Below are 20,471 nucleotides of genomic sequence, written 5' to 3' on the forward strand. Positions count from 1 at the left end.
CAGGCGACACACTCACGCTTCACTGGTGAGCAGCGCAACCAATCCGACTTCCTGGATAGCACATCGCCCGAACGTCCGCCGGGGCCACCCGAATTGTTCAGGCGCGAGAACCCCGGCACACGCCCCCCGAGCGCCGGCAGCGTAACCAAGGCATCCCCCGATCGGTTGGAGGTGAGTGGACTTGATGAGCACCGAAACCCTGTTCGGCGACAGCTGGCTCCGGGTTCAGCGCCGCCGCGCCCGCACGATCAGGTGCGAGGCCGTGGCGGAGTACACCGCGCGCTGGGGCTGGGCCGTGGAGCACGACGGCCCCTCCATCCGCCTGCTGACGGGTCGCGACTTCGACGTGCTCGACGTCCCCGAGCCGGCCGGCTGCGAGTCGCTGGTCCGCCTCGAACGCATGGGCGTCCGTCCGGGCCCCGTGCTCGCCGCGCACGGCAGGGCGCTCTTCTTCGTCGCCCCCGACACCGCCCGCCGCCTGCCCGAGCTGCTCTACCGCACCGGTTGGGACGGCGCCGACCTCGATCTGCTCTCCCGTGGCGCCGGCTCCCACGTCCCTGCCCCGCCCTCCCCCGGCGCGCGCTGGCTGCGCCCGCCCACGCCCGAGTCCGCCACCCGCCCGCCGGACCCTAAGGTCCTGCTCGGCACCCTCGCCTACGCCAGCCACCGCAGCGTGCCGGAGCTGATCGGCCGCCACTGAGCGAGGCGGACCGCCATGCAGAAGGCCCGCGCCGCCCGGAAGGGCGGCGCGGGCCTCGACAGGCCGGAGCCTCAGCCGAGCAGCGCGTCGACGAAGGCCTCGGGCTCGAAGGGGGCGAGGTCGTCCGCGCCCTCCCCCAGCCCGATCAGCTTGACCGGGACGCCCAGCTGACGCTGGACCGAGACGACGATCCCGCCCTTGGCCGTGCCGTCCAGCTTGGTGAGCACGATGCCGGTGATGTCCACGACCTCGGCGAAGACCTTCGCCTGGACCAGACCGTTCTGGCCGGTCGTGGCGTCCAGGACCAGCAGCACCTCGTCGACCGCGCCGTGCTTCTCGACGACGCGCTTGACCTTGCCGAGCTCGTCCATGAGGCCGGTCTTGGTGTGCAGTCGGCCGGCGGTGTCGACGAGGACGGTGTCCGCGCCCTCGGCGATGCCCTCCTTGACCGCGTCGAAGGCCACCGACGCCGGGTCGCCGGCCTCGGGGCCGCGCACGGTGCGGGCGCCGACGCGCTCGCCCCAGGTCTGCAGCTGGTCGGCGGCAGCGGCACGGAAGGTGTCCGCCGCGCCGAGCACGACGGTGCGGCCGTCGGCGACCAGGACGCGGGCGAGCTTGCCGCTCGTCGTGGTCTTGCCGACCCCGTTGACGCCGACGACCAGGACGACGGCCGGACTGGCCGGGGTCTCCGCGTCGTGGCGCGCGGTGTGCAGGGTGCGGTCGAAGGTCGGGTCGAGCAGCTCGACGAGCTCCTCGCGCAGCAGACCGCGCAGTTCGTCCGGGGTACGGGTGCCGAGCACCTTGACCCGCGTGCGCAGCCGCTCCACCAGCTCCTGGGTGGGCTGGACGCCCACGTCGGCGGTGAGCAGCAGCTCCTCGATCTCCTCCCAGGTGTCCTCGTCGAGGCGGTCCCTGGAGAGCAGGGTCAGCAGACCCTTGCCCAGCGAGTTCTGCGAGCGGGAGAGACGCGAGCGCAGCCGGGTGAGGCGCCCGGCGGTCGGCTCGGGGACCTCCAGCGCGGGGGCCTCGGCGGCTTCCGCGGGGGCGGTCTCGGTCGGGAGTTCGACCTCCTCGACCGTGCGGCGCTGTTCGGGCGCGCTGACCGCCGCGTCCTCGCCGACCTGCGGCTCGGCCTTCTCGGCGGGGGCGGGGGCGGGCTTGGTGATCTGCGGCTGCGCCGGCGGGGCGGGCGGCAGCTGCTTGCGACGTCGGCCGGTGACGACGAGACCGGCGGCCGCCGAAACGGCGACCACAGCGATGATGACAGCGAGAATGACGGTTTCCATGGCCCTCCCAGTATCGGGTACGGCTCAGGGAGGCCCGTCGTCCTGTGACGTTTGTCCAATAAGTCAACCTGTTGGGGTCAGTCCCCGGACGGCTCGGACGGCACCGCCACCGCGGGGGCCGGCTCCTCGGGTGCCTTCTCCTGGACGGGCGGCGGCTCGGCGGCCGGCTGCTCGGGAACCGCCTGCTCGGGGACCGACTCCCTGCGGATCCGGCGCGGCGGTCGGCGCGGCTCGTCGCGCAGTCGCTGGCTGATCACCTGGGAGATGCCGTCGCCGCGCATGGAGACGCCGTAGAGCGCGTCCGCGCACTCCATGGTCAGCTTCTGGTGGGTGATCACGATCAGCTGGGAGCTGTCGCGCAGCTCCTCCATGATCGAGATCAGCCGACGCAGGTTGGTCTCGTCGAGCGCGGCCTCCACCTCGTCCATCACGTAGAACGGGCTGGGGCGCGCCTTGAAGATCGAGACCAGCAGCGCGACCGCGGTCAGCGAGCGCTCGCCGCCGGAGAGCAGGGAGAGCCGCTTGACCTTCTTGCCCGGCGGGCGGGCCTCCACCTCGATGCCGGTGGTCAGCATGTTCTCCGGGTCGGTGAGGATCAGCCGTCCCTCGCCTCCGGGGAAGAGCCGCGAGAAGACGCCCTCGAACTCACGCGCGGTGTCGTGGTACGCGGCGGTGAAGACCTGCTCGACCCGCTCGTCGACCTCCTTGACGACCGTGAGCAGGTCGCGCCGGGTGGTCTTCAGGTCCTCCAGCTGCTCGCTGAGGAACTGGTGGCGCTCCTCCAGCGCGGCGAACTCCTCCAGCGCGAGCGGGTTGACCTTGCCGAGCTGGGCGTAGGCCCGCTCCGCGGCCTTGAGCCGACGCTCCTGCTCCGCCCGGCGGTAGGGACGGGGTCGAGGATCGGCCTCCGGCTCCTCCCCCTCGGCGGGAAGGGACGGCGGAACGAGCTGGTCGGGGCCGTACTCGCCGAGCAGCGCCTCGGCCTCGATGCCGTGCTCCTCCAGCGCCTTGCTCTCCAGCTGCTCGATGCGCAGCCGTTTCTCGACCCGCAGCACCTCGTCGCGCTGGACCGAGTCGGTCAGCTTGTCCAGCTCCGTCTTCAGCTCGCGGATGCGGACGCGCTCCCGGCCCAGCTCGGCGTCGCGGGCGGCGCGCTCCTGTTCGGCGGTGGCCTTGTCGGCCGCAGCGGCGGCGAGCGAGTGCTCGATGTGGCTGAGCAGCTGACGGGCGCCCTCGGCGACGGCGGAGGCGACCTGCGCCTCGTGCTGCGCGCGGGCGGCGCGCGCGGCGGCACGGGCACGGGCCTCCCGCTCGGCGCGCGCGCCCCGGTCGAGCGAGTCCGCCCGACCGGCCAGCCCGCGCACCCGCTCCTCGTGCGTCCGCACGGAGAGCCTGGCCTCCATCTCGCCGGACCGGGCCCGGCTCGCCTCCGCGTTCAGCCGATCGCGCCGCTCGGTGTCCGGCTCCTCGTCGGCGGGCAGTTCTTCGGCGACGTACAGGCGCTCCTCCAGCTCGGCCAGCTCCATCGCGGCCTGTTCCTGCGCGTCCGCGGCCTTCGCCGCGGCGGCGGCGAGCCGCTCCGCCTCACCGGCCGCGCCGCGGGCCTGTCCGGCCAGCCGGCCGACCTGCTGGGCGACGGCGGCCTTCTCCTTCTCCGCGGCCCGCCGGACGACGTTGATCTCCTCGACCCGCGCGGCCAGCGCCTTGCGCTCCGCGGTCGCGGCCTCGACCTGCTCCCGCAGGCTCTCCCGCTGCGAGGCCAGCGCCTCCAGCCTGGCCTCCGCCTCGTCGACGGCGGCCTGCGTCTCCAACAGACTCGGCGCCCCGGCGGACCCGCCGTACGCGTACGCCGCCCCGAGCACGTCCCCCTCGGCAGTCACCGCCACCAGGTCCCGCCGTGCGGCCACCAACGCCTCGGCCTCGTCCAGCCCCTCCACCACGACATATCCCCGCAGCAACGCCCTGACGCTGCCCACCACCTCGGCGGTCCCACTCACCAACTCCCCGGCCCACACCGCCCCCGCGGGAAGAGCGGCATCCCCGACGGAGCCGACAGGCGGAGCAGCGGGGCGGTTCTCGGGACTACTCCCACCCATCGGGCCGGAGGCCGTCGGCGCGGCGGAGCCGACGGCGAGCCAGGCGGGACCGTTCGCCGACACACCGGCGCCCGCCGGGCCGGAGGTGTCGGGGCTGCCGGGCGGCGAGGCGAGGTCTTCGGGGGACGGGGTGGCGATGAGGAGGGCGGCCCGGCCGGCGTCGTCCTTGCGGAGGAGGCGGAGGGCGTCGGCAGCCGTGGCCGGGGTGGCGACCGCGACCGCGTCGGCAGCCCGGTCCAGCGCGGCGGCCAGGGGGGTTTCCGCGCCGGGGGTCAGCGTCAGGTGGGAGGCGGCGGGGCCGAGCAGGCCGACCAGGCGGTCGGCGGCGGAGAGGAGCGCGGCCGTGCCGTCCTTGCGGCGCAGCGCCAGCGCCAGCGCGTCGCGGCGGGCGGTCAGCGCGGCGTGCTCGCGGTCGGCGGCGCTCAGCGCGTCGCGGGCACGGGACTGGGTCTCCTCGGCCGCGGCCAGGGCCTCCCGCAGGGAGGCGTGCTCGGCGTCGCGGGCGTCGTCGGCGGTGTCCAGCGAATCGGACTCCGCCTGCAGCGTCTCGTACTCCTCCTGCGCCGCGGCCGCGCGCTCCAGCGCGGCGTCGCGGGCCTCCGCGAGCCTGCCGATCTCCTCGCCCGCTCCGGCCGCGCGCGAGCGCGCCGCCGCGACCTTGCCCTGCAGCCGGGCCAGCCCCTCGCGCCGGTCGGCCAGCGCCCGCGCCGCCGCACGCAGCGCCTGCTCCTCCGCCGCCAGCTCGCGCTCCAGTTCGGCCCGCCGTTCCACCGTCTCGGCCAGCGCGTACTGTGCCTCCTCCAGTGCCTCGGCGAGCTCCGCCTCCTCGGCGCGGATCCGCTGGGCCTCGCGCTCCATGTCCTCGGGATCGCGGCCGCGCCGCTCCTCCGTCTGCGGCGAGCGGGCGTGCCGCACCTTCGCCTCGGCCAGGCCGATCGTGCCGCGCACCCGCTCGGCCAGCGAGGAGAGCTCGAACCAGGTCTGCTGTGCCTGCTCCACCGCCGGGCCGAGTTGCGCGACCTGCGCCTCCAGCACCGCCTCGCGCTGCTGAAGCTGCGCCAGCTCCTGCTCGACGCCGCTGCGCCGCAGCCGCAGCGCCATCTCGTCGGCGATCTCCTCCTCGACCGCCTTGCGCAGGGTGACCAGGTCGTCGGCCAGCAGCCGCAGCCGCGCGTCGCGCAGGTCCGCCTGGATCACCGCGGCCCGCCGGGCGATCTGGGCCTGCCGGCCGAGCGGCTTCAGCTGTCTGCGCAGCTCGCCGACCAGGTCCTGCACCCGCGTCAGGTTCGCCTGCATCGCGTCCAGCTTCCGCAGCGCCTTCTCCTTGCGCTTGCGGTGCTTGAGGACTCCCGCCGCCTCCTCGATGAAGGCGCGACGGCCCATCGGGTCGGCGTGCAGCACGGAGTCGAGCTGGCCCTGACCGACGATGACGTGCATCTCGCGGCCGATGCCGGAGTCGGAGAGCAGCTCCTGGATGTCGAGGAGCCGGCAGGTGTCGCCGTTGATGGCGTACTCGCTGCCGCCGTTGCGGAACATCGTCCGCGAGATGGTGACCTCGGAGTACTCGATCGGCAGCGCGCCGTCGGTGTTGTCGATGGTGAGCGCGACCTCGGCGCGCCCCAGCGGGGGACGGCCGGTCGTGCCGGCGAAGATGACGTCCTCCATCTTGCCGCCGCGCAGCGACTTCGCGCCCTGCTCGCCCATGACCCAGCTGAGCGCGTCCACGACGTTGGACTTGCCGGAACCGTTGGGGCCCACGACACAGGTGATGCCGGGCTCGAACCGCAGGGTCGTCGCGGAGGCGAAGGACTTGAACCCCCGCAGGGTGAGGCTCTTCAGATGCACCGCGCCGACTCCCCTGTCCCGCTCGGGGTTGTTCCCTTTCGGGGACACCCTAGCTCTCGGCACTGGTGGAGCCCGGTGACGGCTCGGTTTCATCTGTGTGTGCGCCGGGCATCCCACGGTTGAGGGGTCAACGACGTGGGGGCGAGAACGGGGCGAGAACGACGAAGGGACGCCACGAGGGCGTCCCTTGCACTATCCAGGTGACGATGCCGCTGCCTGACCTTCGCGGAAAGGTCAGGAGTAAGCCGGCACCGCCTGGGCTGCGTCCATGCGGAGCAACTGCTCGTGGTCCGCGACGGCCTGCAGCGAGTCGTTCTCGGCCTGCATCCGCACAAGCTCGGATTCCAGGTCCTGGACACGCTGCTGGAGACGCCGCATCTCGGCGAGCAGTCGGGGGTCGGGTCCGCCGACGTAACCGAGAAGCGCCTTTGCCATGATGGATGGTCCTCCACGCTGAGTGACCGACCGCTGATGTGGGGTCGTGTGAAGTGGGCCGCACCGGTGCGTCGCCCTCGCAAGGCTGTACGGGGCCGATAAGCCTTGAGCGGACGTACGGGTGCGCGGGTTTCCAGCGTCTCACCAAACGCGCAGACGGTCAACACGATCACAGCGCGCTACAGCCGCCGAACAACTACGCGGCGGTAACGTCACGCTGCGTGCCTCGGCAACTTCGCTGGTGCGGAGTTAACCACGCTCCCTGGGGAAGCGCAACAGGCGGGCGGTCAACATTGCGCTCCTCGGGGGCCGTTCGGGGCCACTGGGGGCCGTTCGGGGGTACAGCGGTCGCTCAGCGGATGTCGAACCCCGGGTAACTGCCGTCCGGGTCGCCCCAGATCTCCGTGACGCCGTCGACCCGGCCGGGCGTGTCGCCGTGCCGCAGCAGCTCCAGCAGTTGTTCGCAGTCGTCGCGACGGCCCTCGGCGACGACCTGGACCCGCCCGTCGCCGAGATTGGACGCGTAGCCCAGCAGACCGATCTCCAGCGCCCGCGACCGCGTCCACCACCGGAAGCCGACCTGCTGCACCGCGCCGCGCACCCAGGCGGTCATTCGAACGTCCGTCGTCATGAACATCAGTCTCTCATCGCAGGCAGCGCCCACTTTTCCCCATCCGTACCGGATATGCCCTACAGTCCTGAGCGTCACTCGCCTTGAACGGGGTGACGGCAGACGGGGTCGAGACGACCGGGGGCGGGGAGGGCGACAGCGGATGTCGCGTCATGCACGGAACCCCCGGCGGGCAGCTCAGCAGCTGCCCGCCCAGCACGGCGGACGCCGCCGCAAGCAGCGGCGCGGCGCGCGTGGCGGGCGCGGTGTGCCCCGCGCCCTGCTCGCGCTGACCGCGACAGCCGCTGCGGCGACGCTCGGCGCGACGATCAGCGGCGTGCTGCCGATGCCACCGGGCATACCCGCCGGCGTGGTCGTCGCCGGCGATCCGGCGGCCCCGCGCGCGACCGCGACCCCGTCGAGCCGCCCGACCGGGGCGAGTCCGGTCTCCCGCGGCACTCCGCGCCACACCGTCGCTCCGACGGGCCTGCCCGCTCCCGTCGCCTCCCCGAGCCCCACGACGGCGGCGCCTTCCCCTTCCGCTTCCTCCTCGGCGACCATCGGCTCCCCGACGGCCTCCGCCTCCGCGTCCCCCTCGGCGACGGTCTCCCCGTCCGCCTCCACGACGCCGCAGGACCCGGCGCAGATCGCCGCCACGCAGGCGGAGATCCTCACCCTCGTCAACGCCCAACGCGTCCAGCAGGGCTGCACGGCCCTCACCGCCTCCCCCGCGCTGACGACCCTCGCCCAGTCCTTCAGCACCGCGATGGCCACCCGCGGCTTCTTCTCCCACACCGACCCCGACGGCCACACCCCCTGGGACCGCGCCCGCGCCCTCGGCATCACCAACCTCGGCGGCGAGAACATCGCCCGCGGCCAGCAGACCCCCCAGGACGTCATGGACGCCTGGATGCAGAGCCCCGGCCACCGCGCGAACATCCTCGACTGCGACTACCACTCCCTCGGCGTCGGCGTGTACTTCGGCGAGGGCGGCCCGTGGTGGACCCAGGACTTCGGCTTCTGAGAAGGCGGCAGCTCAGAGCACGTGGACGACAGTCGGGCCGTCACCCGGCACGACGGAGCGAAGACAGCGTCAACTGCGACCCGGGTGTTCCTCTCGCTGCCGACCCCTGACACCGGAGTCGTTCCACCTCAGGACTCGCGGCGGGAGACCACGCCGTTCCACGCCGCCGGCTCGTCCGCCCAGCTCCAAACGATCTCCACCGCGACCCCGTGGAACTCCATGGCGAGACCTTCGACCATGGCATGCGCCGCCGACCTCGCCTCGCTCTCACCGGCGTCAACGGGCACGCCGGCCACCCCGCCGCAGACGCGTCCGCCGCCCTCCATCACGATGCTCTGGCGCCATCCCCCGGGAGTGGGGTAGACCGTGATCTGACGAGGGACTCCGCCCCACGAAGGGGCCCTGCTGCGACTCATCGGGCCATCCAAGCACGGGCGGCGACGCGGCAGACGACCCTGTGCGCACCCGGATCTCGCGGCGAGGGTGCAGCGTCCCCGATCCCTGAACGATCGTCGGGACCCCCGCTGTCGCCGCGCAGCGCCGGGCTCGTTCGCGTCTGTGGATGTACAGAATCCTTGACACCGTGTCGCACCTGCTTGACACTCGCCATGTCGGGTTTTCTTTACATGGGGGCAGCTGTGGCATTCGAAGAGAAACGTGCGTGGATTCTCGGGCTGGTGTCGGCGGTCGCGTACGGGGTGTACGTCGCGGTCGTGCTCGGGCGGGCCGAGGGTGGGGAGTTGGCGCGGACTCCGTATGCCGGGGCGTTGCTGTGGACGGTGGGCGGGTCGATCCTCGCGTCGATCGCGTTGAGCATCGGCGTCGCGGTCGTGACGCCGGGAGGGGCTGAGGGCAAGGACCAGCGGGACCGGGAGATCCACCGCTTCGGCATGTACGTCGGGCAGGGCTTCGTGGTGCTGGGCGCGGTCGGCGGGCTCGCGCTCGCGCTGGCGCGGTGCGATCCGTTCTGGATCGCCAATGCGCTCTATCTCGGGCTGGTGCTCTCCGCCCTGCTGAGCTCAGCGGCGAAGATCGCCGCGTACCGGTGGGGGTTCCAGCCGTGGTGAGGCCGCCGACCAGGGTCACCAACAGGATCCGCGCGCTGCGCTTCGCCGCCGACGAGATGACCCAGGCCGATCTGGGACGTCTGGTCGGGGTGACCCGGCAGACCGTGATCGCCATCGAGCAGGGCCGCTACTCGCCGACGCTGGAGCTGGCCTTCCAGATCGCCCGGGTCTTCGGCGTACCGCTCGAAGAGGTCTTCCAGTACCCGGACCAGGACCCGGACCCTGAGGGGGAGTCATGAAGGCCGTCGTGCACGAGGTGTACGGACCGCCCGAGGTGCTGCGCGTCGCCGAGCTCGACCGGCCCGTCCCCGGCCCCGACGAGGTTCTGATCCAGGTCCACGCCGCCGGGGTGGACCCGGGCGTGTGGCATGCGACCGCGGGCCTGCCGTACCTGCTGCGGCTCACCCCCTTCCGGCTGCGGCGCGGCGCCGCCAGGGTCCGGGGCATGGACGTGGCCGGCCGGGTGGAGGCGGTCGGCGCGCAGGTCACGGGTGTGAGTCCGGGCGACACGGTGTTCGGCAGCTGCGACGGGTCCTTCGCCGAGTACGTCTGTGCCCGGCCGGAGCGCCTCGCGCACCTGCCCGCCGGTCTCGACTTCGCGCACGCGGCCGTGGTGGCGGTGTCCGGATGCACGGCGCTGCAGGCGTTGCGCGACACGGGTCGGCTGCGAGCCGGGCAGAGCGTCCTGGTGCTGGGTGCGGCCGGCGGGGTCGGCGCGTTCGCCGTGCAGGTGGCCAAGGCCCTCGGCGCCGGGTGGGTCACCGCCGTCTGCGGCCCGGGCCAGGAGGCTTTCGTGCGCGCCCTCGGCGCGGACGAGGCACTCGACTACACCCGCGACGAACCGGCCGACCGCGACCGCCGCTACGACGTGGTCCTGGACATCGCCGGGCACCGCCCTCTGACCGGGCTGCGGCGCGTGCTCGCCCCCGGCGGCACGGTGGTCATGGTCGGCGCGGGGACGGACGGCCGCTGGCTCGGGGGCCTCGACCGACAGCTGCGGGGGTTGCTGCTCTCGCTGCTCGGCGGGAGGCGGAGGCCGAAGCGGTTCCGCATGCTCTTCTCCACCCAACGCGCGGCGGACCTGCGGCAACTGGCCGATCTGATCGCGGCGGGGCGCCTCACCCCGCCCGTGGCTCGATGCTTTTCGCTCACGGCGGTGCCGCAGGCCCTGCGGCGACTGCGCGAGGGAGGTCTCCAGGGAAAGATCGCGATCGTGGTCCGCGAGGAGGCGTAGCCGATCCGGCTCCTCGGGGCCGGACGCACCCTCACGCGGAGGTCCGGGTCACCAGTTCCGTCGGGAGGATCACCGAGGACGGGGGTTCGCCGGCGATCAGGGCCAGGAGGAGGCGGACCATCTCCGCGCTGATGCGGCTCCACGGCTGACGGACCGTCGTCAGCGGCGGGCGGGTGGCCGCGGCGATGGAGGAGTCGTCGAAGCCGCCGACCGCGACGTCGTCGGGGACCCGGCGGCCGGCGCGGTCGAGGGCGGCGAGCGCGCCGTCGGCCATGAGGTCGGAGGCGACGAAGACCGCGTCCAGGTCGGGGGCCTGGGCGAGGAGGCGCTCCATGGCCAGCGCGCCGCCCGCGCGGCTGTAGTCGCCCTCGACCACCAGGGCCGGGTCGTAGCCGAGGCCGGCCTCGGTCAGCACCTCGCGGTAGCCGGAGAGCCGGTCGACGCCGCCGGGGGTGTCCAGCGGGCCGGTGACGGTCGCGACGCGGCGGCGGCCGGTCGCGACCAGGTGCTGGACCAGCCGGCGCGCACCCTCACGGTCGTCCGCCGCCACGTAGGGGGTGGTGGTGACCTGGCCGAGCGGCTTGCCGCAGGCGACGACCGGCATCCTGGCCTCGTGCAGAAGCTCGACCATCGGGTTGCCGGAGTGCGAGGAGACCAGCAGCACGCCGTCCACGTGCCCGGAGGTGATGTACCGCCCTATCCGGCGGCGCTCCTCCTCCGTGCCCGCGATCATCAGCAGCAGCGGGATGTCGTGGACGGCCAGCGCCTCCGTGCAGCCCCGCAGCAGCAGGTTGAAGTTCGGGTCCTCGAAGAACCTGTCCTGCTGCTCGGTGAGCAGGAAGGCCACCGAGTCCGAACGCTGGGTGACCAGACTCCGCGCATGCCGGTTGACGACGTAGCCCGTCTTCTTGATCGCGGCGTTGACCGCCTTCAACGCCTCGGGGCTGACGTTGTGGCCGCCCTGGAGCACCCGCGACACCGTGCCGCGGGAGATCCCCGCCTCCCTCGCGACGTCGTGGATCGTCGGCGGGCGGCGGCGGCCGGGGGTGTCGGGATCGGTCATCGGCGGCTTTCTCGCGGCGGGGGCGTGAGCGGTCGGAGGCGGGCGGGCGCCGGCCAGGGTGTCGGCCTGTCAGGACTTTACGGCCCCGGAGAGCAGATCGAGACGCCAGAACCGCTGAACCGAGAGGAACAGCGCGATCAGCGGAATCACCGAGAGCAGCGCACCGGTGATCACCAGCGTGTACAGCGCGGGGGCGTTGGCGCCCTGCAGCAGCAGCGTGTAGAGCCCGACCGTCAGCGGGAACTTACGGTCGTCGCCGAGCATCACGAAGGGCAGCAGGAAGTTGTTCCAGATCGCCACGAACTGGAACAGGAAGACCGTGACCAGGCCGGGTGCCATCATCGGCATGACGACGGAGCGGAACAGCCGCCACTCCGAGGCGCCGTCGACGCGTCCGGCCTCCAGCACGTCGTCAGGGATCGCGCCGGCCGCGTAGATGCGGGCCAGGTAGATGCCGTACGGGCTGAGGATGCTCGGCAGCAGGACGGCCCAGTAGCTGTCGGCCATGCCGAGGTGGGCGAAGAGCAGGTAGTGCGGCACCGCCAGCACCACCGGCGGCATCAGCACCCCCGCCAGCAGCACGTTGAACACCGTGGCCCGCCCCGCGAAGCGGTACTTGGCCAGCGCGTAGCCGGTGACGCCGGACAGGAGTGCGGAGAGTGCCGCGCCCAGCCCCGCGTAGAGGGCGGAGTTCAGCATCCACTGCCAGAACTCGCCGCCCCGGTAGGCGCTCAGATCGCGCAGATTGGTCAGCAGGCCGGTGCCGGGGAAGAGCGTGAAGGTCGAGAACAGCTGCGAGATGCTCTTGGTCGAGGCCATCACCACCCACAGGACCGGGAAGAGCGTGTAGGCCGCACCCGCCAGCAGCACCACGGTCGGCACCCAGCCGCCCCTGCGCCGGGTCCGCCTCGCGGCGGCCGCGGCGGTGCCGGTGGTCCTGGCCGAGGTGATGGCGGTGGTGGTGGTCACGAGTCCTCCCCGTAAGCGCGGCGGCCGACCAGCTTGAGGAAGCTGAAGGAGACGGCCAGGGTGACGGCGGCGATGACCACGGAGGTCGCCGACGCCGAGTAGATGTCGCCGCGGGTGAAGGCGTCGCGGTAGACCTTCATCAACGGGCTCCAGGTCGAGGAGATGCCGTTGGTCAGCGGCTTGAGGTTCATCGGCTCGCTGAACACCTGGAGCGTCGCGATCAGCGAGAAGAAGAAGGTCAGCACGAGCGAGGGCAGCACCATCGGGATCTTGACGCGCAGCGCGATCTGCAGCTCGCTCGCCCCGTCCAGCCGGGCCGCCTCGTAGAGCTCGGGAGAGATCGAACGCAGCGAGGTGTAGATGACGATCATGTTGAAGCCGGTGCCGCCCCAGACCGCGATGTTGGCCAGCGCGACGTACATGCCGTTGCCCTGGAGCAGTTGCGGGCCGCTCATGCCCAGCTGGTGCAGCAGGTAGTAGCCGGGGCTGGTGGTCGGCAGGTAGAGGAAGCCCCACAGCAGCGTCGCGACGACGCCGGGGATCGCGTACGGCAGGAAGATCGCGATCCGCGAGAAGGCACGCAGCCTGGTCCGGTCGGCGTCCAGCATCAGCGCGAAGAGCAGGGCGAGGCCGAGCATGACCGGGACCAGCAGCGCGCCGTAGACCAGCACGCGCACCGTCCCCGAGGTGAGCTCGGGATCGGTCAGGGCCGAGGTGTAGTTGGCCAGGCCGGCCCAGCGCTCGGAGCGCGCGCCGGGCCCCAGACCGAGGCCGCTGATGTGCACCTCGCGGAAGCTCAGATAGACGGCGTAGCCGATCGGCACCGCCAGCAGCAGCACGAAGAAGACGACGGCGGGCGCGATGAAGAGGTAGGGCACGCTGCGATGGCGGCGAGCGGCCATGCGGACTCCGTGGGGTGAAGGGTGGACGGTCCCGGGCGCGGCGCAGCAGGCGCCCGGGACCGGAGGGGCCGGCCGGAGGCCGGAAGGACCCTGAGGTCAGCCGGTGACGGTGAAGCCCTGCGTCTTCATGTCGGCGAGGGTCGTCTGCTGCATGCCGCTCAGCGCGGCCAGGAAGTCGCCCTTGTTCTGCGCGGCCTTGCCGAAACCGTCCTTGAAGGCGCTGTAGGCGGTGTTGACGTTCGGCCCCCAGGCGGCGGGCGCGGTGGTCGCGGCGATCTTCGCGGCCTGGGTGTAGAAGTCGGCCTGGTTGCTGAAGTAGTCCGGCGCTGTCGCCAGCGCACCGCCGGTCTGGGCGTCGGTGGCGGCCGGGTAGACGTAGGAGTCCTTGACCAGGGCCGCGACCGCCTGCGGGTCGGTGTTGAGCCAGAGCGCGAACTGCGCGGCGGCGTCCTGGTGCTTGGAGTTGCGTGTCACCGCCGTGGACGAGCCGCCCCAGCTGCCGGTGACGTTCTCGCCCGCGTTCCACTGCGGCAGCGGGGCCATCGCCCACTTGCCCTTGCCCGACGGCGCGCTGCTGCTCAGCACGCCCGGGGCCCACACCGCGCTGACCCACGCGATCTGGGTGCCGTCGTCCAGGGCCTTGCTCCAGGCCGGGGTGTACATCGGCTGGTTGTCGATCGCCCCCTCCTTGACCAGGCCGCCCCAGAAACTCGCGACCTTCTGGGTGGCGGCGTCGTCGATGCCGACCTTCCAGGAGCCGCCGGAGGCGGTCCACCACTGCGCGCCCGCCTGCTGGGCGAGGCCGGCGAAGAGGCCCGCGTCGTTGGCGGAGAAGGTGGTGAGGTACTTGCTGCTGTCCTGGCTGCGCAGCTTCTCGGCGTCGGCCTTGAACTGGTCCCAGGTGGTGGGGACGGTGAGCCCGTACTTCTTGAAGAGGTCGGTGCGGTAGTAGAACATCAGCGGCCCGCTGTCCTGCGGGATCGCGTAGACGGCACTGCCGCCGAGCGTGACCTGCTTCCAGATGCCCGCGGCGAACTTGCCGGAGGCGGCGCCGTCCTGCTTGGAGATGTCGGCGAGCACGTTGTTGCTGACCAGCGTCGGCAGCGCCTGGTACTCGGCCTGGACCAGGTCCGGTGCGCCACCGGCCTTGGACGCGGTGATCACCTTGGTGAGCAGGTCGTCGCCGGAGGCCTGCTTCTCGACGGTGACCTGGATGTCGGGGTGCGCCTTGTTCCAGATCGCGGCGACCTGGTCCAGGCCGGGGGCCCACGCCCAGTACGTGAGCTTCACCGGGCCCGAGGACTGCTGGGTCGCCGAGCTCGCGCCCGTGGATCCGCTGCTGCTGCAGCCGGCGACGAAAGAGGCGGCGACCGCCGCGGACACGACGCCCAGGGCGACGCGCACACGTCTGCCCGACGAAGAGGCGGAAAGCATGGATCCTCCCACTGACGAGGACGTCCGCACGGTGCGGACTGTCTCTCGTGCGCTGTGAACGTTCACAGTACGGAAACGCTCTCGACATCTGTCAAGACTTGTTGCCATCCGGTTATCTGTGGACTCCCACAGCCAGACATATCGGAAATCTCCAGGTCGGAAGGGGCATTCTGCCGCGCAGATTCCAACAACTTCCCACTTGCCAGAACACGGACGGCGTCCGCTACGGTGTGCACGTTCACAGACAGGAGACGCCATGCCGACCGCACGCCGCCTCGCCTTCGGCGGGGACTACAACCCGGAGCAGTGGCCCGAGCACGTCTGGGCCGAGGACATGGCGCTGATGCGCGAGGCCGGGGTCACCACGGTCAGCGTCGGGATCTTCTCCTGGGCGCTGCTGGAGCCCGAGCCAGGAGTCTTCGACTTCGGCTGGCTGGACCGGCTGCTGGCGCTGCTGCACGAGAACGGCATCGAGGCGGACCTCGGCACACCCACCGTGGTGCCGCCGGCCTGGTTCTACCAGCGCCACCCCGAGGCGCTGCCGGTCACCAAGGACGGGCAACGGCTCGCCTTCGGCGGCCGCGGCGCGATCTGCCACAGCTCCCCCGCCTACCGCGCGGCGATCACCGGCATCACCACCGCGCTGGCCGAGCGCTACGCGGACCACCCGGCCCTGACCATGTGGCACGTCTTCAACGAGTACGGCGCACCGGTCTCCGCCTGCTACTGCGACGTCTCCGCCGCCGACTTCCGCCGCTGGCTGCGGGACCGCTACGGCTCGGGCCAGGCCGGGCTCGACCGGCTCAACGAGGCCTGGGGCACCACGTTCTGGGGCCAGCGCTACGGCGACTGGGCCCAGATCGGCGCGCCGCGGCGCACCCCCACCGCGGGCAACCCGGCCCAGCAGCTCGACTACACCCGGTTCAGCTCCGACGCGATGCTCGCCAACTTCGCCGCCGAGCGGGACATCCTGCATCGCCTCTCCCCCGGCGTCCCGGTCACCACCAACTTCATGACGGCGCTGAGCCAGTGCGGCAGCGTCGACTACTGGAAGTGGGGCCGCGAGGTCGACCTGGTGACCAACGACCACTACCTGGTCTCCGAGGCCGAGCGCACCCATGTGAACCTGGCCATGGCGGCGGACCTGACCCGCTCGGTGGCGGGCGGTGAGCCGTGGCTGCTGCTGGAGCACTCCACCGGCGCGGTCAACTGGCAGCCCCGCAACATCGCCAAGCGCGCCGGGGAGCTGGGCCGCAACAGTCTGGCGCACGTCGCCCGCGGCTCCGACGGCGCGATGTTCTTCCAGTGGCGCGCCTCCCGCTACGGCGCGGAGAAGTTCCACTCGACGATGCTCCCGCACGCCGGCACGGAGAGCCGGATCTGGCGGGAGGTCAGACAGCTCGGCGCGGACCTGGGCCGGCTCGGCGAGCTGGCCGGGACCCGGGTGCGCGCGGACGCGGCGGTGGTCTGGGACTGGCAGTCCTGGTGGGCGCAGTCGCTGGAGTGGCGTCCGAGCGAGGACCACCGCGCGGACGAGCGCGCCGACGCGTTCTACGAGACGCTCTACGACCGGCATCTGACCGTCGACTTCGCCCACCCCGAGGCGGATCTCTCCGGCTACCCGCTGGTCGTGGTCCCCGCGCTCTACCTGGCCACCGAAGCGGCGGGCCGCAATCTCACCCGGTATGTCGAGGGCGGCGGCACGCTGCTCGTCTCGTACTTCTCCGGCATCGTCGACGAGAACGACGCCGTCCACCCCGGCCCGCATCCCGGTGTGCTGCGCGACGTGCTCGGGCTGACCGTCGAGGAGTTCCTGCCGCTGCGCGCGGGCGAGCGGGTCACGCTCGGCGGGGACGCGGGACGCACCGGCGGGGCGCGGCTGAGCGGGGACGTCTGGGCCGAGGCCGTCGTCCCGTGCGGCGCCGAGACGATCTGGCACTACGCGGACGGGCCGGCCGCCGGCGCCCCCGCGATCACCAGGAACCTGCGCGGCGCGGGCGCAGCCTGGTACCTCTCCACCCGCCTCTCCCCCGCGCAGCTCGCCGAGGTCCTCGCCCTGGCCTGCGCCGACGCCCGCCTGCCCGACCGCGCGGAACTGCCGCGCGACGTCGAGGTGGTGCTGCGGGAGGGCCCCGAAGCCGCGTACCTGTTCGCCGTGAACCACAACCCCGTCGACGTGAAGGTGCCGCTCGAACGTCCTGGTTCCGAGCTGCTCACCGACGAGCGCGTGGCCGGACGCCTCTGCGTCCCGGCGGGCGGCGTACGCGTGGTGCGTCTGGACCCCGGCAGTCCCCCGTTCCTGCCGGCCTGACGCACCGCAGGTCCGGGGCGCGAGGAGGGTCGCGTCCCGGACCACCCACCCATCCCGACGTCAGAGAGGACGTTGACGATGCGCCACCTCACCGCGAGGACCGCCTGCGTCTCGCTGCTCGCCGCCACTGCGCTGCTGGGCGGCCCCGCCCTGACCGCGCACGCGGCCACGACCGTCGCCAACGGCGGCTTCGAGGCCGACGGCACCGGTACCGCGACCCCCACCGGCTGGTCCGCCAGCGGCAGCACGGCCGCCTCCTACACGGAGGCGGGCGGACACGGCGGCGGCTACCAGCTGTCGCACTGGTCCTCCAGCGCGTACAAGGTCGACACCTACCAGACCCTGACCGGCCTGACGAACGGCGCCTACACGCTCACCGCCTGGGTCCGCTCGGGCGGCGGGCAGAACTCCGACTTCGTCTCGCTCTCCAACTGCGGCGGCAGCGAGAAGAAGACCTATGTCCCGCCCACCGCGGACGGCCAGTGGGTCAGGATCGTCGTCTCCACGACGGTCAGCACCCACCAGTGCACGATCAACCTCTACTCCGACGCCAACGCGGGCGACTGGACCAACTACGACGACGTCTCCTTCGGCTCCGGGTACGCCTCGCTGCCGGTCAGGGGCGGCGACGTCTCCAGCCTGGAACGGGGTCAGGAGCTCGGCGGGGTCTACTACAGCAGCAGCGGCACCAAGCAGAGCGCGCTGACGGTGCTCGGCGACGCGGGCATGAACTACGCGCGGCTGCGGGTCTGGGTCGACCCGGCGGACGGCTTCGACGACGAGACCGAGCTGCTGGCGATGGCCAAGCAGGTGAAGGCCAAGGGCATGGGCCTGCTGCTGGATCTCCACTACTCCGACACCTGGGCCGACCCCGGCAAGCAGGCGATACCGGCGGCCTGGGCGAACGACACCCTGGCGCAGCTGGAGACCCAGGTCGCCGCCTACTCGAAGCAGGTCGTCGCCGACCTGGTCGCCCAGGGCACCACGCCGGACATGGTCCAGGTCGGCAACGAGATCAACGGCGGCATGCTGTGGTCGCTGGGCTCCACGTCCGACTGGGGCAACCTGGCCGGACTGCTGAAGGCCGGCATCAGCGGGGTGAAGGCGGCCGCCCCGAACACGAAGATCATGCTGCACATCGCGAACGGCGCGGCGGACGCGACCGACAAGGCCTGGTACCGGAACGCGGTGAACCAGGGCATCCCGTTCGACGTCATCGGGCTGTCCTACTACGACTACTGGCACGGCCCGCTCGACCAGCTCCAGACCACGCTGGACGACCTGGCCGCGACCTTCGGCAAGCCGGTCGTGGTGGCCGAGACGGCCTACCCGTGGACGATGTCCGACGCGGACGCCGAGACCAACTCGGTGACCGCGACCAACACCACCCTCGACGCCGGCTACGCCGCGAGCCCCGCCGGCCAGGCGGCGAACTTCCGCGACGTCCAGTCGATCGTCCAGGCCGTGCCGAACGGCCTCGGCTGGGGCGCGTTCTACTGGGAGCCGACCTGGACGGCCGTGGCCGGCAACGGCTGGGACCCGACGAACGCCTCCTCGGGCGACGGCTGGGAGAACCAGGCGATGTTCGACTTCTCGGACAAGGCCCTGCCCGTCGTCAGCCAGTACGCCGCACGCTGAGGCGCTGACGCGAGGTCAGGCAGGCCGTTCCGCCGTCGGACCGGGCCATGGGTCCGGCTGGGTGGCGGCGGTCTGCCTGACCTCCTCGGGGAGCAGCGAACCGAAGTACGCGAGGTTGTCCACCAGCGCGAGCATCGCCTCCGCGGGCAGCCGGCTCTTCACCACGGCGATCGCCGCGTACCCGTCCATCCGCCAGTCCGCGCGCAGTGCGCGGGTGCGGGCGAGCAGGTCCGGGGTGAACAGCGCCTCGGCGGCCTGGGGATCGGTCGCGAATCCGCGCATCCCGGCCCACCCCGGCCCGTGTGTGCCCTCGGTCCAGGCGAAGCCGGCGTCCTGCCCCGGCTGCGGCGGCTCGGCGTCGCGCGGGTCGGTGGTCGCGTGCAGGGAGGCCGTGGGGAGCGGGCGGGGGAAGACCACGGTGGCGACGGTGTGGAAGCTCTGGCCGGACTCCCGGTAACCGCCACCGTCAATGATCAGGTGGAAGGTCTCCGCACGCGCACCGTTCGCCAGAGGCCCGTGGAGCAGCGTCCCGAACCTCCGGTTCGACCAGGAGAACGGCGACGCCCGACGGTAGCGCTTGCCCAGACCGGCTCCGGTCGTCGCCTGCCAGCCGGGCCGAACGCCGACCGCGGCCTCGGCCGCACCGCGGCTTCGACGATCGGAGATGCTGCTGAAGACCAAGACCGTGCCTCCGAAGACGACCGCGATGACAAGGACGGTGGCCAAGCCTGCCATCAAGGCGAGGCCTGCACGGCGCCGTCGGCTCCCTGCGGCTGGGCCGGCAGGGTCGGGTTGTTGTTCACGGCGCCCTCCAGGGCGCCGCCCGCTCCGTAGACGCCGCCGTTGGCACCGAGTTCGAAGGGAAGCGGGGTGTACTTCTCACCTGGCTTCGCGTGCCGGCCGCTGCTCGGCAGCGGATCGACCTCGCGGCTGCCCGCGACCCCCGCGCCGCCGGCTCCGGTGATCCCCGACGTCGCCGTGTCCGCGATGATGGTGCGCCCGTCCTTGCCCTCCACACCGTCGGCGAACGCTCCTCCCGCAGCGCTGGAGAGACCGCCGATGACCATGTTCTGCCCGGTCCCCTTGCCCTGGAGCAGCAGACTGATCTTGCTGGGGTCCTCGGCATCGTCTCCGACCAGTTTCGAGCCGATCCTGTCGGCCACACCGCTCACAGCGGCTCCGCCGACTCCCGCCAGCGCGGCCGTCTCCCAGTCCGAACCCTTGAGACCGCCCTGACCGCTCAGCTCGTCGGTCAGACCGGTGCCGAGCAGGTTCATCGCCGTGTTCTTCAGCGCGTCGACGGCGATGCGCGGCAACAGGCCGAGCTTGCGGATGTCGTTGAGGAGCTCGGTGATGACCTTGCCCGCCTTGGCGGCCAGCTTGATGAAACGGTCGACCAACTGGGTGATCTTCCAGGCCCGCTCGCCCGAGGCGGCGGCCGCGATCGCGTCGGACGCCCCCAGGGTGAACACCGTCAGCAGCGCACCGGCCAGCTCGAACTCGGCGATCTCCAGGGCGATCTCCACGATCGCCTCGATGATCTGCTGCGCCTCGTCCGCGTAGGCGTCCAGCTCCTTGGCGACGGCCTCGAAGTTCTGCACGCTGTGCTGCATCGCCTCGTGCTGCTGCTTCCAGTGAGCGGCGAAGGCGTCGGCCGCCGAGCCCCGCCAGGACGAGCCGACGACGGAGTGGACCCTGCCGTCCAGTCGGTCCGCGGTTCCGGAGAGCTCCCCGGCCATCGCCCGCCACTCACCCGCGAAGCGACGCAGCGCCGCCGGGTCACCGCCCGGCCAGGGCAGGTCGAGCAGGGAGAGGACCTGGGCCACCTTGCCCGCGATCGCACCGTTGATGTCCATC

General features: G+C 72.2%; 18 protein-coding genes. 7 read left to right on the top strand and 11 right to left on the bottom strand.

Annotation, left to right across the window (positions count from 1 at the left end):
* Positions 1 to 184: 184 nt before the first annotated feature.
* A complete protein-coding gene (locus BS83_RS36725) occupies positions 185 to 700 on the top strand; it encodes a bifunctional DNA primase/polymerase (protein WP_051944769.1) in 516 nt (171 codons plus the stop codon).
* 71 nt (positions 701 to 771) lie between these two features.
* Here BS83_RS36725 and ftsY read toward each other — a convergent pair whose 3' ends face one another.
* The 4 genes from ftsY to BS83_RS36745 form a co-directional block, all read right to left on the bottom strand.
* Positions 772 to 1,986, bottom strand: coding sequence for a signal recognition particle-docking protein FtsY (ftsY, locus tag BS83_RS36730; RefSeq protein WP_037607601.1), 1,215 nt, complete (start codon positions 1,984 to 1,986; stop codon positions 772 to 774).
* 77 nt (positions 1,987 to 2,063) lie between these two features.
* Positions 2,064 to 5,927: a chromosome segregation SMC family protein gene (locus tag BS83_RS36735; RefSeq protein WP_084714697.1), complete on the bottom strand. Its 3,864-nt coding sequence runs from the start codon at positions 5,925 to 5,927 to the stop codon at positions 2,064 to 2,066.
* Between the two features lie 234 nt (positions 5,928 to 6,161).
* Entirely contained in the window at positions 6,162 to 6,362 is a 201-nt protein-coding gene (locus BS83_RS36740) for a hypothetical protein (RefSeq protein WP_037607603.1), read from the bottom strand.
* 352 nt (positions 6,363 to 6,714) lie between these two features.
* Positions 6,715 to 6,993, bottom strand: coding sequence for an acylphosphatase (locus BS83_RS36745; RefSeq protein ID WP_037610752.1), 279 nt, complete (start codon positions 6,991 to 6,993; stop codon positions 6,715 to 6,717).
* A gap of 142 nt (positions 6,994 to 7,135) precedes the next feature.
* Here BS83_RS36745 and BS83_RS36750 point away from each other — a divergent pair, with 142 nt between their 5' ends.
* Positions 7,136 to 7,996, top strand: a complete 861-nt coding sequence (locus BS83_RS36750) for a CAP domain-containing protein (protein ID WP_084714698.1) — start codon at positions 7,136 to 7,138, stop codon at positions 7,994 to 7,996.
* Positions 7,997 to 8,124: 128 nt separating this feature from the next.
* On the opposite strand, the gene BS83_RS36755 is transcribed toward BS83_RS36750, so the two are convergent.
* Positions 8,125 to 8,412 (bottom strand): hypothetical protein, encoded by a 288-nt coding sequence (locus tag BS83_RS36755; protein ID WP_157597471.1) that lies wholly within the window; start codon positions 8,410 to 8,412, stop codon positions 8,125 to 8,127.
* A 222-nt stretch (positions 8,413 to 8,634) separates the two neighbouring features.
* Here BS83_RS36755 and BS83_RS36760 point away from each other — a divergent pair, with 222 nt between their 5' ends.
* The 3 genes from BS83_RS36760 to BS83_RS36770 are packed head-to-tail and all read left to right on the top strand — an operon-like array spanning position 8,635 to position 10,297.
* Positions 8,635 to 9,063 (top strand): hypothetical protein, encoded by a 429-nt coding sequence (locus BS83_RS36760; protein ID WP_198035382.1) that lies wholly within the window; start codon positions 8,635 to 8,637, stop codon positions 9,061 to 9,063.
* Complete coding sequence (locus tag BS83_RS36765) at positions 9,057 to 9,302, top strand: helix-turn-helix transcriptional regulator (protein WP_084714700.1); 246 nt, start codon at positions 9,057 to 9,059, stop codon at positions 9,300 to 9,302. The genes BS83_RS36760 and BS83_RS36765 overlap by 7 nt, the downstream gene beginning before the upstream one ends.
* Complete coding sequence (locus tag BS83_RS36770; protein WP_037607607.1) at positions 9,299 to 10,297, top strand: NAD(P)-dependent alcohol dehydrogenase; 999 nt, start codon at positions 9,299 to 9,301, stop codon at positions 10,295 to 10,297. The genes BS83_RS36765 and BS83_RS36770 overlap by 4 nt, the downstream gene beginning before the upstream one ends.
* A 31-nt stretch (positions 10,298 to 10,328) precedes the next feature.
* On the opposite strand, the gene BS83_RS36775 is transcribed toward BS83_RS36770, so the two are convergent.
* The 4 genes from BS83_RS36775 to BS83_RS36790 form a co-directional block, all read right to left on the bottom strand.
* Positions 10,329 to 11,360, bottom strand: a complete 1,032-nt coding sequence (locus BS83_RS36775) for a LacI family DNA-binding transcriptional regulator (RefSeq protein WP_037607608.1) — start codon at positions 11,358 to 11,360, stop codon at positions 10,329 to 10,331.
* Positions 11,361 to 11,429: 69 nt separating this feature from the next.
* Positions 11,430 to 12,311, bottom strand: coding sequence for a carbohydrate ABC transporter permease (locus BS83_RS36780; RefSeq protein WP_037610754.1), 882 nt, complete (start codon positions 12,309 to 12,311; stop codon positions 11,430 to 11,432).
* 14 nt (positions 12,312 to 12,325) lie between these two features.
* Positions 12,326 to 13,231: a carbohydrate ABC transporter permease gene (locus BS83_RS36785; protein WP_037607609.1), complete on the bottom strand. Its 906-nt coding sequence runs from the start codon at positions 13,229 to 13,231 to the stop codon at positions 12,326 to 12,328.
* A 96-nt stretch (positions 13,232 to 13,327) separates the two neighbouring features.
* Positions 13,328 to 14,665 (bottom strand): ABC transporter substrate-binding protein, encoded by a 1,338-nt coding sequence (locus BS83_RS36790; protein WP_037607610.1) that lies wholly within the window; start codon positions 14,663 to 14,665, stop codon positions 13,328 to 13,330.
* Between the two features lie 256 nt (positions 14,666 to 14,921).
* On the opposite strand from BS83_RS36790, the gene BS83_RS36795 reads away from it, so the two are divergent.
* Positions 14,922 to 16,976, top strand: coding sequence for a beta-galactosidase (locus BS83_RS36795; protein WP_037607611.1), 2,055 nt, complete (start codon positions 14,922 to 14,924; stop codon positions 16,974 to 16,976).
* 78 nt (positions 16,977 to 17,054) lie between these two features.
* Positions 17,055 to 18,614 carry a glycosyl hydrolase 53 family protein gene (locus BS83_RS36800; RefSeq protein ID WP_037607612.1) on the top strand — a complete coding sequence of 520 codons (1,560 nt, stop codon included), beginning with the start codon at positions 17,055 to 17,057 and terminating at the stop codon, positions 18,612 to 18,614.
* A 15-nt stretch (positions 18,615 to 18,629) separates the two neighbouring features.
* Here the strand turns inward: BS83_RS36800 and BS83_RS36805 are convergent, their stop codons facing one another.
* Complete coding sequence (locus BS83_RS36805) at positions 18,630 to 19,340, bottom strand: hypothetical protein (protein WP_157597472.1); 711 nt, start codon at positions 19,338 to 19,340, stop codon at positions 18,630 to 18,632.
* 8 nt (positions 19,341 to 19,348) lie between these two features.
* Positions 19,349 to 20,470: a WXG100 family type VII secretion target gene (locus tag BS83_RS36810; RefSeq protein ID WP_037607614.1), complete on the bottom strand. Its 1,122-nt coding sequence runs from the start codon at positions 20,468 to 20,470 to the stop codon at positions 19,349 to 19,351.
* Position 20,471: the final 1 nt, after the last annotated feature.

The sequence above is a fragment of the Streptacidiphilus rugosus AM-16 genome, from assembly GCF_000744655.1.
In the GTDB taxonomy this organism is placed as follows: Bacteria; Actinomycetota; Actinomycetes; order Streptomycetales; family Streptomycetaceae; genus Streptacidiphilus; species Streptacidiphilus rugosus.

Excerpts from the sequence above, each read along its gene's own strand:
- BS83_RS36725 (WP_051944769.1), top strand. The coding sequence starts at position 185 with ATGAGCACCGAAACCCTGTTCGGCGACAGCTGGCTCCGGGTTCAGCGC.
- ftsY (WP_037607601.1), bottom strand. The coding sequence starts at position 1,986 with ATGGAAACCGTCATTCTCGCTGTCATCATCGCTGTGGTCGCCGTTTCG.
- BS83_RS36740 (WP_037607603.1), bottom strand. The coding sequence starts at position 6,362 with ATGGCAAAGGCGCTTCTCGGTTACGTCGGCGGACCCGACCCCCGACTG.
- BS83_RS36745 (WP_037610752.1), bottom strand. The coding sequence starts at position 6,993 with ATGACGACGGACGTTCGAATGACCGCCTGGGTGCGCGGCGCGGTGCAG.
- BS83_RS36750 (WP_084714698.1), top strand. The coding sequence starts at position 7,136 with ATGTCGCGTCATGCACGGAACCCCCGGCGGGCAGCTCAGCAGCTGCCC.
- BS83_RS36755 (WP_157597471.1), bottom strand. The coding sequence starts at position 8,412 with ATGAGTCGCAGCAGGGCCCCTTCGTGGGGCGGAGTCCCTCGTCAGATC.
- BS83_RS36770 (WP_037607607.1), top strand. The coding sequence starts at position 9,299 with ATGAAGGCCGTCGTGCACGAGGTGTACGGACCGCCCGAGGTGCTGCGC.
- BS83_RS36775 (WP_037607608.1), bottom strand. The coding sequence starts at position 11,360 with ATGACCGATCCCGACACCCCCGGCCGCCGCCGCCCGCCGACGATCCAC.
- BS83_RS36785 (WP_037607609.1), bottom strand. The coding sequence starts at position 13,231 with ATGGCCGCTCGCCGCCATCGCAGCGTGCCCTACCTCTTCATCGCGCCC.
- BS83_RS36790 (WP_037607610.1), bottom strand. The coding sequence starts at position 14,665 with ATGCTTTCCGCCTCTTCGTCGGGCAGACGTGTGCGCGTCGCCCTGGGC.
- BS83_RS36795 (WP_037607611.1), top strand. The coding sequence starts at position 14,922 with ATGCCGACCGCACGCCGCCTCGCCTTCGGCGGGGACTACAACCCGGAG.
- BS83_RS36800 (WP_037607612.1), top strand. The coding sequence starts at position 17,055 with ATGCGCCACCTCACCGCGAGGACCGCCTGCGTCTCGCTGCTCGCCGCC.
- BS83_RS36810 (WP_037607614.1), bottom strand. The coding sequence starts at position 20,470 with ATGGACATCAACGGTGCGATCGCGGGCAAGGTGGCCCAGGTCCTCTCC.